The 14380-nt window shown below is 66.2% G+C and carries 11 protein-coding genes; 6 read left to right on the top strand and 5 right to left on the bottom strand.

Annotated elements, in window-relative coordinates; translation table 11 throughout:
* Positions 1-151: 151 nt before the first annotated feature.
* The 4 genes from AC5JJ6_RS19500 to AC5JJ6_RS19485 all read right to left on the bottom strand — a co-directional run bounded on the left by AC5JJ6_RS19500 (position 152) and on the right by AC5JJ6_RS19485 (position 6400).
* Complete coding sequence (locus AC5JJ6_RS19500) at positions 152-2344, bottom strand: xanthine dehydrogenase family protein molybdopterin-binding subunit (RefSeq protein WP_496043650.1); 2193 nt, start codon at positions 2342-2344, stop codon at positions 152-154.
* A 21-nt stretch (positions 2345-2365) separates the two neighbouring features.
* The gene (locus AC5JJ6_RS19495) at positions 2366-2836 is read right to left on the bottom strand and encodes a (2Fe-2S)-binding protein (RefSeq protein ID WP_496043649.1); all 471 of its coding nucleotides are present in this window, start codon (positions 2834-2836) and stop codon (positions 2366-2368) included.
* Between the two features lie 222 nt (positions 2837-3058).
* Positions 3059-4351, bottom strand: a complete 1293-nt coding sequence (locus tag AC5JJ6_RS19490) for an NRAMP family divalent metal transporter (RefSeq protein WP_496043648.1) — start codon at positions 4349-4351, stop codon at positions 3059-3061.
* Between the two features lie 123 nt (positions 4352-4474).
* Positions 4475-6400 carry a potassium transporter Kup gene (locus tag AC5JJ6_RS19485; RefSeq protein WP_496043647.1) on the bottom strand — a complete coding sequence of 642 codons (1926 nt, stop codon included), beginning with the start codon at positions 6398-6400 and terminating at the stop codon, positions 4475-4477.
* Positions 6401-6585: 185 nt separating this feature from the next.
* Between AC5JJ6_RS19485 and AC5JJ6_RS19480 the strand changes: the two genes are divergently transcribed.
* The 5 genes from AC5JJ6_RS19480 to AC5JJ6_RS19460 all read left to right on the top strand — a co-directional run bounded on the left by AC5JJ6_RS19480 (position 6586) and on the right by AC5JJ6_RS19460 (position 9589).
* A complete protein-coding gene (locus AC5JJ6_RS19480) occupies positions 6586-7029 on the top strand; it encodes a GNAT family N-acetyltransferase (RefSeq protein ID WP_496043646.1) in 444 nt (147 codons plus the stop codon).
* Positions 7030-7197: 168 nt separating this feature from the next.
* Positions 7198-7362: a hypothetical protein gene (locus AC5JJ6_RS19475; RefSeq protein ID WP_157599358.1), complete on the top strand. Its 165-nt coding sequence runs from the start codon at positions 7198-7200 to the stop codon at positions 7360-7362.
* Between the two features lie 32 nt (positions 7363-7394).
* Entirely contained in the window at positions 7395-7649 is a 255-nt protein-coding gene (locus tag AC5JJ6_RS19470) for a hypothetical protein (RefSeq protein ID WP_496043645.1), read from the top strand.
* 15 nt (positions 7650-7664) lie between these two features.
* Entirely contained in the window at positions 7665-7985 is a 321-nt protein-coding gene (locus AC5JJ6_RS19465; RefSeq protein ID WP_496043644.1) for a twin-arginine translocation signal domain-containing protein, read from the top strand.
* 11 nt (positions 7986-7996) lie between these two features.
* Positions 7997-9589, top strand: coding sequence for an FAD-dependent oxidoreductase (locus tag AC5JJ6_RS19460; RefSeq protein ID WP_496043643.1), 1593 nt, complete (start codon positions 7997-7999; stop codon positions 9587-9589).
* Here the strand turns inward: AC5JJ6_RS19460 and AC5JJ6_RS19455 are convergent.
* Positions 9573-12581 (bottom strand): bifunctional [glutamine synthetase] adenylyltransferase/[glutamine synthetase]-adenylyl-L-tyrosine phosphorylase, encoded by a 3009-nt coding sequence (locus AC5JJ6_RS19455; protein ID WP_496043642.1) that lies wholly within the window; start codon positions 12579-12581, stop codon positions 9573-9575. The genes AC5JJ6_RS19460 and AC5JJ6_RS19455 overlap by 17 nt on opposite strands.
* Before the next feature lie 114 nt (positions 12582-12695).
* Here AC5JJ6_RS19455 and AC5JJ6_RS19450 point away from each other — a divergent pair.
* Positions 12696-14380: YhdP family protein (locus tag AC5JJ6_RS19450; protein WP_496043641.1), on the top strand; the 1685-nt coding region annotated here is incomplete at its 3' end.

The following is a 14380-nucleotide window of genomic DNA, read 5'->3' as shown; positions in this document are numbered from 1 at the left end:
GCTCCGGCCATGGCAGCCGGAGCAGGAGGACGCCCCCGGAGGCTCCTTGGCAAGCGGGAGCGGGGCCGGCTGCTGCGCCAAGGCCGGCCCGCTTAAGAACAGGAGCATCGCGGCAAAGACTGTTCTCAACTCCATGGGCGATCCTTCCCCATCAGGCCTTGCGCAAATCCGCGTTGGCCAGCGGAACCGACCGGATGCGCTTGCCGGTCGCGGCGAAGATAGCATTGAGAACGGCAGGAGCCGCCACGAAGATCGTCGGCTCGCCGACGCCGCCCCAGAACCCGCCGGATGGGAGGACGATGGTCTCGACCGCTGGCATCTGGTCCATCCGCATCATCTGGTAGGTGTCGAAGTTCTCCTGCTGGACCCGTCCGTCCTTCAGCGTGATCTCGCCGTAGAGCAGCGCCGTCAGCCCGTAAACGAAGGAGCCCTCGACCTGCGCCGCGATCTGCTGCGGGTTGACCGCATGGCCGCAGTCGGTCGCCGCGACGATCCGGTGGATCTTCAGGTCGCCGCTGTCGCTGACCGACACCTCGGCGCAGGCCGCCACGTAGCTGCCGTAGCCCATGTGCTGGGACAGGCCGCGATAGACGCCTTCCGGGGCGGGCGTGCCCCAGCCGGCCTTCTCGGCGACCGCGTTCAGCACGGCCAGATGCTTCGGGTGGTTCACCAGCAGCTTGCGGCGGAACTCCAGCGGGTCCTTGCCGGCGGCATGGGCCAGCTCGTCCACGAAGCACTCAAGGTAGATGGCGTTCTGGTTGTTGTTGACGCCGCGCCAGAACCCCGGCGGTACGGGCGGGTTCCGCATCGCGTGGTCGATCAGCAGGTTCGGCACGGTGTAGCCGAACACGCCTTCGGTCCCGGTCGGGTTGAGGCCCTGGAAGGTCGCCGGGTCCTTGCCGTTCTGAAGCCCCTGCGGGTTGATGTTGGCCAGGATCGACTGGCCGGAAATCCGCATGTGCAGGCCGTCCAGGTTGCCCTCCGCGTCCAGCGCTCCGGTCAGCTTGCACTGGGTGATCGGGTGGTAGCGCCCGTGCAGCATGTCCTCCTCGCGCGACCAGAGCAGCTTGACCGGCGTGCCGGGCATCTGCTTGGCGATCAGGACGGCATGCCTGACATAGTCGTGGCTGGACGACCGGCGGCCGAACCCGCCGCCCAGGTGCAGGCGGTAGACCTCGCATTGCGGGATCGGCAGGCCCGCGGCGGTCGATGCGGTGGCAAGGGCGGCCTCCGCGTTCTGGGTCGCGGTCCAGACCTCGCAACGGTCGCCGGAGAACAGCGCCGTCGCGTTCATCGGCTCCATGGTGACATGGTGCTGATAGGGATAGCTGTAGACCGCGTCGACCTTCCGGGCGCCCGGCTTGGCGAGCGACGCCTTGATGTCGCCTGCCTGGTTGCCGATAAAGGCTTCGGTCGCGTCCAGGCCCTCCTTCAGGGTGGCCGCGATCTGCTCGCTCGACAGGCCGGCATTGGGGCCTTCGTCCCACTCGACCGGCAGAGCGTCGAGCGCCGTCTTGGCGCGCCACCACGTATCCGCCACCACGGCCACGGCGGTGTCGCCGACCGCGACGACTTGTCTGACGCCGGGCATCGTCTCGACCGCCTTGGCGTCGAAGCTCCTGACCTTGCCGCCGAAGACCGGGCATTCGCGGATCGCCGCGTTCAGCATGCCCGGCAGCTTCATGTCGATCGAATAGACCTGGGCGCCGTTCAGCTTCTCGGCGGTATCCAGCCGGGGAAGCGGCTTTCCCGCGATCTTCCAGTCCTTCGGGTCCTTGAGCTGGATATCGGTGGGCGGCTGAAGCTGTGCCGCCGCCATCGCCACCTTGCCGTAGGTCGTCGTCTTGCCGGACGCGGCATGGCTGATGACGCCCTTGTCGACGGTGCACTCGGAGGCCTGCACCTTCCACTCGTTGGCGGCGGCTTGGATCAGCATCTGCTTGGCGGCGGCGCCGCCCTTGCGGACATAGTCCTGCGAGTCGCGGATGCCCCGGCTGCCCGCCGTCTGGAAGTTGCCCCAGACGCGGTTGCGCGCGACGTTCTGTCCGGGGGTCGGGTACTCGGTCGTGACGCGCGACCAGTCGCAGTCCAGCTCCTCCGCGACGAGCTGGGCAAGGCCGGTCAGCGTGCCCTGCCCCATCTCGACGCGGGCGATGCGGATGACGACGGTGTCGTCGGGCTTCACCACCACCCAGGCGTTGAGTTCGGGGACGGCGGCGCCGGTCGCCGGAGTGGCTGCTTCGGCTGCCGTGAAAGGGATGTGGAATCCCAGCATGAAGCCGCCGGCAGCGGCGGCCGAACCCGCCAGGAAGCCGCGGCGCGAGGTCTTGAGCATGGTGGTCATGGTTATCCTCAATCCTTCGCGTCAGCCGCGGGTTGCTTCGCCGGTGTCGCCGGCGGCCATCTTGATCGCGGCGCGGATGCGGTTGTAGGTGCCGCAGCGGCAGATGTTGCTCATCTCGGTGTTGATGTCGTCGTCCGTCGGGTTGGGGTTCGACTGGAGCAGCGCCACGGCGGCCATGATCTGGCCGGATTGACAGTAGCCGCATTGCGGCACGTCCAGCGCCGCCCAGGCCTTCTGCACCGGATGGCTGCTGTCGGGCGACAGCCCTTCGATCGTGACGATCTTCTGATCGGCAGTGACGGCGCTGAGCGGGGTCACGCAGGACCGGGTGGCGACCCCGTCCAGATGCACGGTGCAGGCGCCGCACTGGGCGATGCCGCAGCCGAACTTGGTGCCGGTAAGGCCGATCTGCTCACGGATCACCCACAGCAGCGGGGTGTCCGGTTCGGCGTCGACCTCGTGCATTTTTCCATTTACGGTAAGCTGAACCACGGAAATCCTCCTGTCCCGGACCACCTGGGCGGCGGTCGCAATCCCTTGTATTCGTTCGGTATTTTTGTTCGTTCTACCAATTACATTAAACCGTCCGGCGGGACGGCGCAATTGGGGTCGAGCACAGTTCGCTACAGTACATGTATCCGGCCGGCATATCGGGTAGTGCTCCACGCCGGTCGTCTTGAAGATTACCGTCCCGATCGCGAAGACATCTGTCTTCTAGGTCAAGGACGTCGCAGCCATCGCGATGACGCCCAACACCATGATCGCGACGGCGATCCAGCCGACGATCCGGAGCGACGCCGGGATCGTATGCTCGCCCATGACCTCCGGCTTCGACGCCATCAGCATCATCACCGCCATCACGGGCACGGCGACGACGCCGTTGATCACGGCGCTCCAGAACAGCGCCTGCATCGGATCGATGCCGACGAAGTTGATGCCGATGCCGATCAGCGTCGCGAAGGCTACGGTGCCGTAGAAGGCCTTGGCCTCCAGCGGGCCGCGGCTGAGGCCGACCGGCCAGTGGCGGGCTTCGCCGATCGCGTAGGCGGCCGATCCGGCCAGGATCGGGACCGCAAGCAGGCCGGTACCGACGATGCCCAGCGAGAACACGGCCATCGCCAGCGGACCGGCGGCCGGACGCAGGGCCTCGGCGGCATCGGCGGAGGTGCGGATCTCGGTGATGCCGCCGGCGTTCAGGGTCGCCGCCGCGGTGATCATGATCGACAGTCCGACGAAGGTCGCGACCGCCATGCCGACATAGGTATCCAGCTGGATGCGCCTTATGGCTTGCGGAGCCTGATGGGGCGCGTGGATCAAGGGCTCGCGCTCCGGCTTGACGCGCTGGTCCTCCGCCTCCTGGCTCGACTGCCAGAAGAACAGGAAGGGGCTGATCGCCGCCCCGAAGATCGCGACGATCATGGTTATCCGGTCGGCATCGTATACCGCCGGGACCATTCCCGCCGCGACGTCGCCCCACGACACGTCGGCCAGCAGGACGGTCGCGACATAGGCCAGCAGCGACAGCGTGGTCCATTTGAGGATGGAGACGTAGCGCGTGTACCGCATGAAGACCTGCAACCCGACGCATAGGACGCCGAACAGCACGACATACAGCAGTCTAGGTCCACCGATCAGCATCGCCAGGGCGTCGCCCATGATGCCGAGGTCGGCGGAAAGCTGGATCGTGTTCGCGATCAGCAGAAGCCCCACGAAGGCATTGAGCAGCCAGGGCGGATAGTGGCGGCGGATATTGCCGGCAAGTCCGTTCCCTGTCGTCCGCCCGATCCGGGCGCTGACCTGCTGGACCACGACCATCAGCGGAAAGACCAGCGGCAGCAGCCAGCATAGCGCATAGCCGAACTTGGCTCCCGCCTGGGAATACGTGGCGATGGCGGTCGGATCGTCGTCCGACGCGCCGCTGATCAGACCCGGACCGAGGACGCCGAGAAGACGGGGCTTGCTTGTTTCGACGACGGAAGAGGGAGGAAGTTTAGATTGAAAGTTCATTCACAGATACAACCTTTTGGTGCCGATTCCAGATGTCTGGACGACCACCAACAGGGCTGTTCCGCAACCGTCGCACCGGCCCCGGCCGTCTTTTCGGCCTACCCGCCGATCATAGGCAAACCGTCAGATCTCCACCTGTCCGCCCAGTTCCACGACCCGGTCGAACGGCAGGCAGAAGAACTCCAGCGGGTTGGCGGAGCTTCGGAACATCCAGGCGAACAGCTTCTCCCGCCAGATCGGCATGCCGGGCTTGGCACTGGGAATGACGGTCTTGCGGCTGAGGAAGTACGAGACGGTCGCCGGCTCGTAGATGAAGCCGAGCTGGTCGTAGCGGGCCTCCCGCAGGGTCCGGGGAATGTTGGGCGACTGCATATAGCCGTAATGCAGGTTCACGCGGTTGCAGTTGCAGCTCAGGTCGATGCCCCTGACCCGGCGTTCATGGGAGACATAGGGGACTTCCTCGATGATGACGCTCAGCAGGATGACGCGTTCGTGCAGGACGTGGTTGTGCTTCAGGTTGTTGAGCAGCGACAGCGGCACGCCGCCGCTCACGTTGGCCAGGAAGATCGCGGTCCCCGGCACCCGCACGACATCCTTCGCGACCTTCTGGAAGAACTCCGCTTCGGGGACGGCATCGTGCTCGAAGCCGGCCTTCAGCAGCGCGCGGCCCCGGTTCCAGGTGGTCAGCAAAAGGAAGATGACCAGCCCGATGGTCAGCGGGAACCAGCCGCCGTGCAGGATCTTGGTCGAATTGGCGATAAAGAACGACAGGTCCACGATCAGGAAGAAGACGACCAGCGGCACGGTGTAGCGCCGGGGCCATTGCCACAGCAGCACCATGACCAATGCTATCAGCACGGTATCGATCACCATCGTCCCGGTCACCGCCACCCCATAGGCGGAGGCAAGGTTGGTCGAGGTCTGGAAACCCAGGACCAGCGCCAGCACGAAGACGGCCAAGGTCCAGTTGAGGACGGGGATGTAGATCTGTCCGATCTCGGTCTCGGAGGTATGGACGATGCTCATGCGCGGCAGATAGCCCAGATGCATCGCCTGCCGGGTCACCGAGAAGGCGCCCGATATCACAGCCTGCGAGGCGATGACCGAAGCCGTGGTGGCGAGCAGCACCAGGGGAATGCCGGCCCAGCCCGGCCCCAGGTGGAAGAACGGATTGACGATGCTGTCGGGGTGCGTCAGCAGCAGCGCGCCCTGTCCGAAGTAGTTGAGCATCAGGGCCGGCAGCACCAGCAGGTACCAGGCCAGCCGGATCGGCAGCCGGCCGAAATGGCCCATGTCGGTGTACAGCGCCTCCGCACCCGTCACCGCCAGCACGACGGCGCCCAGCGCCAGGAAGGCGGTCAGCCCGTCCTCGATCATGAAGGCGGCGGCATAATGGGGGCTCAGCGCCCACAAAACGTCCGGGTCCTGGACGATGTTCAGGATGCCGAGCACGGCCAGGGTGCTGAACCACAGCAGCATGACCGGACCGAAGAACACCCCGATCCGCGCCGTTCCGTGGCTCTGGATCACGAACAGCGCGATCAGGATAGCGATGGTCAGCGGGACTACGGCGGGATGGAGCTGCGGAGCAGCCACCTCCAGCCCCTCCACGGCGGACAGCACGGAGATGGCCGGCGTTATCATGCTGTCGCCGTAGAACAGGGCGGCGGCGAAGACGCCGAGCATGCCGACAAGCGCCGCAACGCCCGGCTTGCCCTGAGTCACCCGGTTGAGCAGGGCCAGCAGCGCCAGGCTGCCGCCCTCTCCCCGGTTGTCGGCCCGCATGATGACGATGACGTATTTGACCGAAACGATGATGGTGACGGCCCAGAAGATCAGCGACAGAACGCCCAGGACATGCAGGCGGTCGAGTTCCAGAGGATGCGGACCGGCGAAGGTTTCCTTCATGGTATAGAGGGGACTGGTGCCGATATCGCCGAAGACGACCCCGATCGCGCCGAAGACGAGCGCCGCAACGGAAGACTGTTCCGCGTGAGGGCCGGCTTGGGGGTGCGGGGCGGGGTCCACCATCTCGTTTCCGCTACTCATGCGTTTCGACCCCTTTTGCGGCGTTCCTCGACAGCTTCACTCAAACACGCAGGCGGATGCAAAGTCTCACCGGCCATCTTTTGTCCCTTATGCCCTGCTCCCGTGCGGCGAAAAGCGGGGGTGATCGGCAACGAAAATCGGCTAAAGAGGGGGTTTGCACAGGCAACCTGGAAAAAGGGCCGGGAATGATCGAGATCCGTGACCCCACGGCAGCTGACGAAGTGGCTTGGCGCTGCTTATGGAACGGCTATCTCAGCTTCTACGAGACGATGGTCCCCGAAGAGGTCACGGCGGAAACTTGGCGCCGCATCCTCGATCCCAAGTCCGGCATCTTCGCCCGGCTGGCGGTGCGAAAGAACAAGGTCGTCGGCTTCGCCGTCGCGATGCTCCACCCCGGAACATGGTCGGCGACGCCGGTCTGCTACCTGGAAGACCTGTTCGTCGCCCACAACGTGCGGGGGCATGGCGCCGGCCGCGCCCTGATCGAGGATCTCATCGCCCAGGGCCGCGAGCAGGGCTGGCGAAAAGTCTACTGGCAGACGCGCGCGGACAATGCGGCGGCCCGCCGCCTTTACGACAGCTTCGCAACCGCCGACGGCTTCGTGCGCTACACGGTGGAACTCCGTTAAAGTCACGTGCCGCGCAAGTCGCAGTACGTTGTGGTCCACCCCATTCACCGAACGCCTTCGGCATTAGAACAACTGACATCGTTGCAAGAAAGGGGTGGGTTCGAATAAACTAAATTCATGTCAACTTTTATCTCAATGCTTATCGTCGTGATATTGGGATGGCTGCTGATGGCGCCGCTGATCATCCCGCCGTGCTGGCAATTGTGCCGTCGCTGGGGTTATGCGCCGGCACTCTCCCTGCTGCTTCTGATCCCTTATCTGGGATTCGTCATCCTCATCCTGCTGCTGCAAAGCCCCCGGTCGAACGAACCAGGTATCGCCCGACGCTCGTGAACGGCGTCCGCGCACCATGAAGAAGGGCCAACATGATCTCATTTCACGCCTTCCAGATGGGTCTGCTCTTGTTGCTGTTCTGCGCGGTCATGGCGCCGCTGCCGGGATGCTGGAAGATCTGCCGGCGGGCCGGCTGGCCTGGGTGGATGTCCCTGCTGATCGTCATCCCCATCGTCAATGCGGCCGCGGTCTTCCTGTTCGTGAACTCTAAACCCAGCCGGGTCAACGCCGCGCTGCGCCGTAACGTCGAGCCCAATTCGACGCTCCATCTCCCGGTACACCACTGAAAGATGCCGATACGAATGCGCAGACGCCATTTCCTGAAGTCTCTGGCCGCCGTGACGGCCGCCGCCACGGCCGGCCTGCCGATGGTATTCCCGGCACGGGACCCGCTGGAAGCCATGCGTGCCCTGGGACGGACATACCTGGAGCTTCATCCGGAGGAAGCATCCGCTGCCCGGGCGTGGCAGGTCTCGCTGGCGGAAGCCGGGGAAACCGGCATGCGCGGCCACACCGCCCGTCACGCACGGCTCGACCTTGAGGACGGCGAGGTCGTGACGGTCGATGGCTGGGTCCTGCCCCGTTCGCTGGCGCTCACCTGTTCCGCCCTGGCGCTGGCATAAGGGACCCAGGCATGTTCATCGATCTGCGCAGCCTGGACGACGGCTCCGTCCTCGAAGCCGACATCTGCATCGTCGGCGCCGGCCCCGCCGGCATCAGCATGGCCCGCAGCCTGATCGGCACCGGCATCGACGTGCTGGTGATCGAAAGCGGCGACATGGAATACGACGACGCCACCCAGGCGCTCTATCGGGGCGAGAGCGTCGGCGTGCCCTATTTCGGCCTGGACGAAGCGCGGCTGCGCTTCTTCGGCGGCAGTTCGAACCACTGGGACAACTGGTGCGGCGAGTTCCAGCCGATCGATTTCCAGCAGCGCTCCTGGGTCCCGTTCAGCGGCTGGCCGTTCGGCCCCGAGGAGCTGGAGCCCTGGTACGACTTGGCCAGACCGATCTGTTCGCTCGGCCCGAGGCGAAAGAACGCCGAGATCTGGGACAAGCTGAACGTCGAACCCATCGTCCTCGACGAGTCGCGGCTGAAGTTCCACTTCTGGGAGATCGCAACGCCGACCCGTTTCGGCGAGGTTTACCGGGAAGAGCTGCGCAAGGCCCCGAACATCCGCGTTCTGCTGAACGCCAACGCCACCGAAGTCGTCAGCGACGCCGCAGCCCATAAGGTCGAGTCGGTCGAGTTGGTGACCTTCAACGGCCACAAGGCCAGCGTCAAGGCGCGCCAATTCGTGCTGGCCTGCGGCGCGATCGAGAATGCCCGGCTGATGCTGGCGTCGGACCGGATCGAGCCGCACGGCATCGGCAACCGGCGCGATGTGGTCGGCCGCTTCTTCATGGAGCATCCGCGCGACCGGATCGGCAGCCTGGCGACGAACGACCCATTCCACCTGATCGACATGTTCCGGCCGGGCTGGTTCGGCGAGCACGTCTTCTGCCCTTCCATCACCGTCCCGGCGGAAAAGACGAAGGCCGAACAGATCCTCAACACCCGGCTTCAGCTTCTATACGTGACCGACGAGACGTCGATGGCGACGATGCGCCGCTTCGCCCAGTCGATCGAGGCCGGACGGGTGCCCGACCGGCTGGCGGAAGGATTGTGGGACCTGATCCAGGGAACCGACATCACCGCCTACAACCTGTACCGGCGGGCGGTCCATAACCGTCCCATGGTGCCGAAGCCCGATGGCGTGCAGCAGGTCTATTTCCTGTGTCAGGCGGAACAGGCGCCCAACCCGGACAGCAGGATCACCCTGTCGGACCGGCGCGACGCGCTCGACTCAAGGCTGCCGGTACTGGACTGGCGGCTGGGAGAGCTGGACAAGCGGACCCTCCAGGTCCAGGGCAAGCTGCTGGGCGGCGAACTGGCGCGGCTGGGGCTGGGGCTGTTCCAGTTCGACCCATGGTTGCGGGAAGGCGGGACCTCCTGGAGCCCGTCCATGGTCGGCGGGTACCATCAGATGGGAACGACCCGGATGTCCGACGACGAGCGGACCGGCGTGGTGGACGCCGATTGCAAAGTCCACGGTCTTGACAACCTGTACGTTGCCGGAAGCTCGGTCTACCCGACCGGCAGCAACATCAACCCGACGCTGACGCTGGTTGCCTTGGCGTTGCGCCTTTGCGACCACCTGAAGCAGCGGATCACGGAGCGGGTGTAGCCTGACCCAGCTTCGCCGCCGGCTCGTCCACCAGCGCCGTGAAATGCCGGTACGCCCTGGCCGCGATGTCGCGCGCCAGCAGTTCCAGCGCGTCGAAGCCGAAATCCCGGTCCTCGGCTCTCTCCGGAAAGGCGGCGCGGATCATGGCCTCGCGCAGGCCCGCCGGGGCCTTGTCGGCGACGAACTTGCCCTCGGTGGTCAGGCGCAGGAAGCCCTGGATGCGCCGCCACAGGGACAGGGCGCTGCACAGGTCTTCCGCGACCGTCCCGTCCAGCACGCCGGCCTGGGCGGCGGCGCGCAACGCCGTGGCGGCGTCGCTGCTGAGGATCTCCGGATGGTCGGCGGCATAGCGGAGCATCAGGTACTGGGCGATGAACTCGACGTCGATGGTGCCGCCCCGGACGTATTTCACTTCCCAGATGTCGGTGGTGCCGAACTCCTTGTCGATCCGGACGCGCATCTCCGCCACGTCGCGCAGCAGCTTGTCGGGGTCACGCGGCCGGGTCAGGATCTCGCGGACCGCATCGTTCAGGCGCGACGTCAGTTCGGCCGGGCCATGGATCACGCGGGCGCGGGTCAGCGCCATGTGCTCCCACGTCCAGGCGTCGTTGAGCTGGTAGCGGGTGAACGCTTCGAGGCTGATCGCCAGAGGACCGGACTTGCCGCTGGGACGCAGGCGCATGTCGATGTCGTACAGCCGGCCCTCGCCGGTAGGGGCCGTCACGGCGTTGATCGTCCGCTGGGTCAGGCGGATGAAATACTCGTTCGGCGCCAGCGGCTTGGGTCCGTCGGAGGTCCCGATGCCGGGCGGCACGTCGTAGACCATGATGAGGTCCAGGTCGGACCGCAGGGTCATCTGCCGGCTGCCCAGCTTGCCCAAGGCCAGGATCGCCATGGAATGGCCGTCGAACCGGCCGTGGCGGCGGGCGAAGTCGTCGGCGACGCGCGGCTCCAGCGCCGCCAGCGCCAGATCGGCCACGTCGGACAGGAACGGCCCGCAGCGCTCGCCGTCGGTGATGTTGCGGAGGATGTGGATGCCGGCCCAGAGGATCTGGTCGTTGGTCCAGCGCCGGGCGATGTTCAGCACGTCCTCGAAATCCCGTGCCTGGGCCAGCAGCAGGTCGAGCTGTTCGGCCAGCGATTGCCGGTCGGGCAGCCCGTCGAAGAAGCCCGGCGTCAGCACGGCGTCGAGCCGGTTGGGGTTGCGGCTCAGCACCTCGGCAAGGCGCGGCGCGGTGCCCATGATCTCGGCCACGAGGTTCAGCAGGTTTGGGTTGCTGTAGAACATCGAGAAGAGCTGGACCCCCGCCGGCAGCCGGGCGAGGAACTCGTCGAACCGGTTGAAGGCGTCGTCCGGATGCGGCGTGGAGCCCAGCGCCTGGAGCAGCGCCGGCCCGAGTTCCGTCAAAAGCTCCCGCGCCCGCGTGCTTCGGGTCGCCCGGTAGCGGCCATGGTGCCAGCCGCGGACATGCGACGCGACGGCGCCGGGGTTGCCGAAGCCCATGTTCCGCAGGGTTTCCAGCGTGTCCGGATCGTCTTCCGTGCCGGTGAAGACGAGGTTGCCCGCGGTGCCGGCCAGGGGCGGCGCTTCCTCGAACAGGGCGGCGTAATGGTCCTCCACGAGGGTCATGGTCGCGAGCAGGTCGGTCCGGAACGGCTCAGGCCCGTCATAGCCCATGAACAAGGCGAGCGCCGCGACCCCGGCGTCGTCGGCCGGCAGGGAATGGGTCTGGCGGTCCTCCTTCATCTGGATGCGGTGCTCGACCGTGCGGAGGTAACGGTAGGCCTGGATCAGCTCGTCCGCCACGCTGCGGTCGATCCGTCCGGCCTCGACCAGGGCCAGCAGGCTCGGCTCCGTGCCGGAGGTGCGGAGCGTCGGGTCGCGGCCGCCGAAGATTAGCTGCTGGGTCTGGGCGAAGAACTCGATCTCGCGGATGCCGCCCCGCCCCAACTTTACATTGTGACCATTGACCGCAACGGCCTTGTAGCCGCGATGCGCGTTGATCTGGCGCTTGATCGAGTGGATGTCCTGGATCGCCGCGAAGTCCAGGCTGCGGCGCCAGATGAACGGCACCAGGAAGCGCAGGAAGGTGCAGCCAGCATTCAGATCGCCCGCCACGGCCCGGGCCTTGATCATGGCCGCCCGCTCCCAGTTTTGGCCGAGGCTCCCGTAATACGCCTCGGCCGCCGAAACCGATACCGCGAGCGGCGTCGCCCCCGGATCGGGGCGCAGACGGAGATCCGTACGGAAGACATAGCCGTCCCGGGTCCGTTCCTCCATAATGCGGACAAGATCGCGCGCGAGACGGACAAAGGTTCGCGCCATGTTGTCCGGCTGGGTGGTCTGAACGACATGATCGTCGTATAGGACGATCAGATCGATATCACTGGAATAATTGAGCTCGCGCGCCCCGAACTTGCCCATGGCCAGAATGATGAGACCGCTCCCGACGGAAGGATTTTCCGGATCGGGCAGGATGAGCGAACCAGCCCCGGCGGCCTTGACCAGCAGATGGTCGCAGGCAAGGCGGAGCGCTGTCTCCGCGAACCGGCTGAGCGCGCCGGTCACCCGGGCAAGGTCCCACGCTCCGGCCATGTCGGCGACGGCGGTCAGCAGGGCCACCCGGCGCTTGGCTACCCGCAGCCGGGCCATCAGGCGCGGCATGTCGCGCTCCGCCGCCAGTTCGGTCCGGATCGCGTCCAGCTCGGCCTCGAACGCGGCGTCGTATCCATCGGTGAACAGGCGCCGGGCGAAGGGCAGGTCCGAAATCAGCGCCTGCGTCAGGAAGGGCGAGTTGCCGAACACCGCTTCCAGCAGCGTCCGTCCTGCCGCGTCCTCGACATATTCCCGCGCGAAGGTCGCGGCCTCCTGGTCCGGACAGCGCGCGGCCTGCTCGGCCAAGCGCTCCAGTCCGACTTGGACGGCGGCCGGATCGGCCGGCCTGGGCGGCGTGATGAGGGAAGACGGGACTGGAACGGGGATAGTGGACACGATCGGCACTGACTGCTTGACTGAAGGGTGGATGAGACTGCGCGCGGATCGCACGAAGGTCAACCATCCCGTCCCCTCCGGCCCCCTGGGCGCGGCCGAACCGGATCGTTCGGCGTGATCCGGAAAGCGGGAAGACTGACGTTCCTGATCGTGATCGAAGCGGTCAGCGCCGTCCTGATCGGGCTGGTCGTGCTGGCGGGGCTGTTCTTCTGGCGGCTTTCCACCGGTCCGGTGAAGGTCGATTTCCTGACGCCCTGGATCGAGCAGACCCTCAACGACGCCGAGACGGGTGTCCGGGTCGAGATCGGCGATACGGTGCTGAACTGGGGCGGTTCGGCGCAGGAGCTGGAACCGGGCAGCTTCAACTTCCGCGCCTTCGACATCCGCGCCCGCGACGTCCGGGTGCGTGGCCGCAGCGGGGCGCTGATCGCGGCGGTGCCGGCGCTGGGCATCAGCTTCGACATGCGGGAACTTCTGCGTGGCCATGTCCAGCCGACCGTACTGAGGCTCATACGCCCCGAACTGCGTCTTCAGCGTACGGCGGGGGGCATCGACGTCGATGTCAGGACGGAAGACCTGGCGGTCGAGCAGGACGATATCGACCCGACGGCGGAAGTGTTGAAGGCGCTTCAGCTGCCGCCCGGCAGCCAGCCCGGCCCGCTTTCCCGGCTGACGGAGGTGCGTGTCGACGGCGCGCGGCTGATCCTGGACGATCAGGTGACGCACCAGGTCTGGCGGGCTCCCCGCGTCGATCTGGCGCTTCGCCGCAACGAGGGCGGCCTGCGCGGCGACGCCTGGCTGGACCTGGAAACCGGCAAGCGGACCACGCGGCTGCGCGCCGACGTGATCTTCCGGGGCAGCGACGGCATCACCTCGGTCGAAACGAGTTTCGACAATATCGCCCCGGCCGAGTTGGCGGACCGCGCGCCGGAACTGCGCCGGCTGGCGGCGCTGGGGATGGTGCTGGGCGGATCGGCCAAGGTCCGGCTCGACCGCAGCTTCACGCCGCTCGACGCCACCGTAAAGGTTTCCGGCAGGGACGGCATCCTGACGCTGCCGGAATTCTATGCGGAACCGCTGAAACTGGCCTCGATCGAGCTTGCCGGGTCGTTCAGCGGCCCGAACCAGCGCGTCACCATCGACGACTTCAAGGCGGATCTGGGAGGACCCAAGGTATCGCTGAAAGCCGCGGCGGTGGACCTGGGCGCCCGCAAGCTGGAGGTCACCGGGGAAGCAGGGGCCGAGAACGTGCCGATCGACGACCTGAACCGCTACTGGCCGCAGGGCCTGGGGTCGAACGCCCGGAACTGGATCACCGCCAACCTGTCCGCTGGCAACGCCCATCAGGGCGGCGCCAAGTTCCAGGCCCTGATCGACCTGAATAGTCCGGAACACTCCGTCCTCCAGGCGCTGGATACCGATATCCGCGTCAAGGGAGTATCGGTCAAGTACTTCAAGGAACTGCCGCAGGTGACCGGGGTGGACGGAACTGTCCGTATCTCCGCCACGACGCTGACCGTCGATGCCGATGGCGGGAAGCTTCTGGACATGGCGGTCGGGCCGTCGAAGGTCGTCATCACCGGTCTGGACAAGAAGGACCAGTTCATCGACATCGCCGCCCCCTTGTCCGGTCCGCTGCGGACGGCGCTGGAGGTGCTGAACTACAAGCCGCTCGGCTTCCCCGACAAGCTGGGGCTGAAGCCGTCCGCCGTCGGCGGCTCGGCCAATGCCCGCCTGACCTTCAAGTTCCCGCTGGAGAACAAGCTGACGATCGACGACGTGGTGTTCGGAGCCAAGGG

The organism is Skermanella sp. (assembly GCF_059503625.1).
The sequence above is the reverse complement of the archived record's forward strand: the minus strand, read 5'-3'. Positions and strand labels throughout refer to the sequence as shown.

What these genes read in the sequence shown, in the direction of transcription:
- AC5JJ6_RS19500 (WP_496043650.1), bottom strand. Translation starts at nt 2,344, where the DNA reads ATGACCACCATGCTCAAGACCTCGCGCCGCGGCTTCCTGGCGGGTTCG.
- AC5JJ6_RS19490 (WP_496043648.1), bottom strand. Translation starts at nt 4,351, where the DNA reads ATGAACTTTCAATCTAAACTTCCTCCCTCTTCCGTCGTCGAAACAAGC.
- AC5JJ6_RS19485 (WP_496043647.1), bottom strand. Translation starts at nt 6,400, where the DNA reads ATGAGTAGCGGAAACGAGATGGTGGACCCCGCCCCGCACCCCCAAGCC.
- AC5JJ6_RS19480 (WP_496043646.1), top strand. Translation starts at nt 6,586, where the DNA reads ATGATCGAGATCCGTGACCCCACGGCAGCTGACGAAGTGGCTTGGCGC.
- AC5JJ6_RS19475 (WP_157599358.1), top strand. Translation starts at nt 7,198, where the DNA reads ATGGCGCCGCTGATCATCCCGCCGTGCTGGCAATTGTGCCGTCGCTGG.
- AC5JJ6_RS19470 (WP_496043645.1), top strand. Translation starts at nt 7,395, where the DNA reads ATGATCTCATTTCACGCCTTCCAGATGGGTCTGCTCTTGTTGCTGTTC.
- AC5JJ6_RS19465 (WP_496043644.1), top strand. Translation starts at nt 7,665, where the DNA reads ATGCGCAGACGCCATTTCCTGAAGTCTCTGGCCGCCGTGACGGCCGCC.
- AC5JJ6_RS19460 (WP_496043643.1), top strand. Translation starts at nt 7,997, where the DNA reads ATGTTCATCGATCTGCGCAGCCTGGACGACGGCTCCGTCCTCGAAGCC.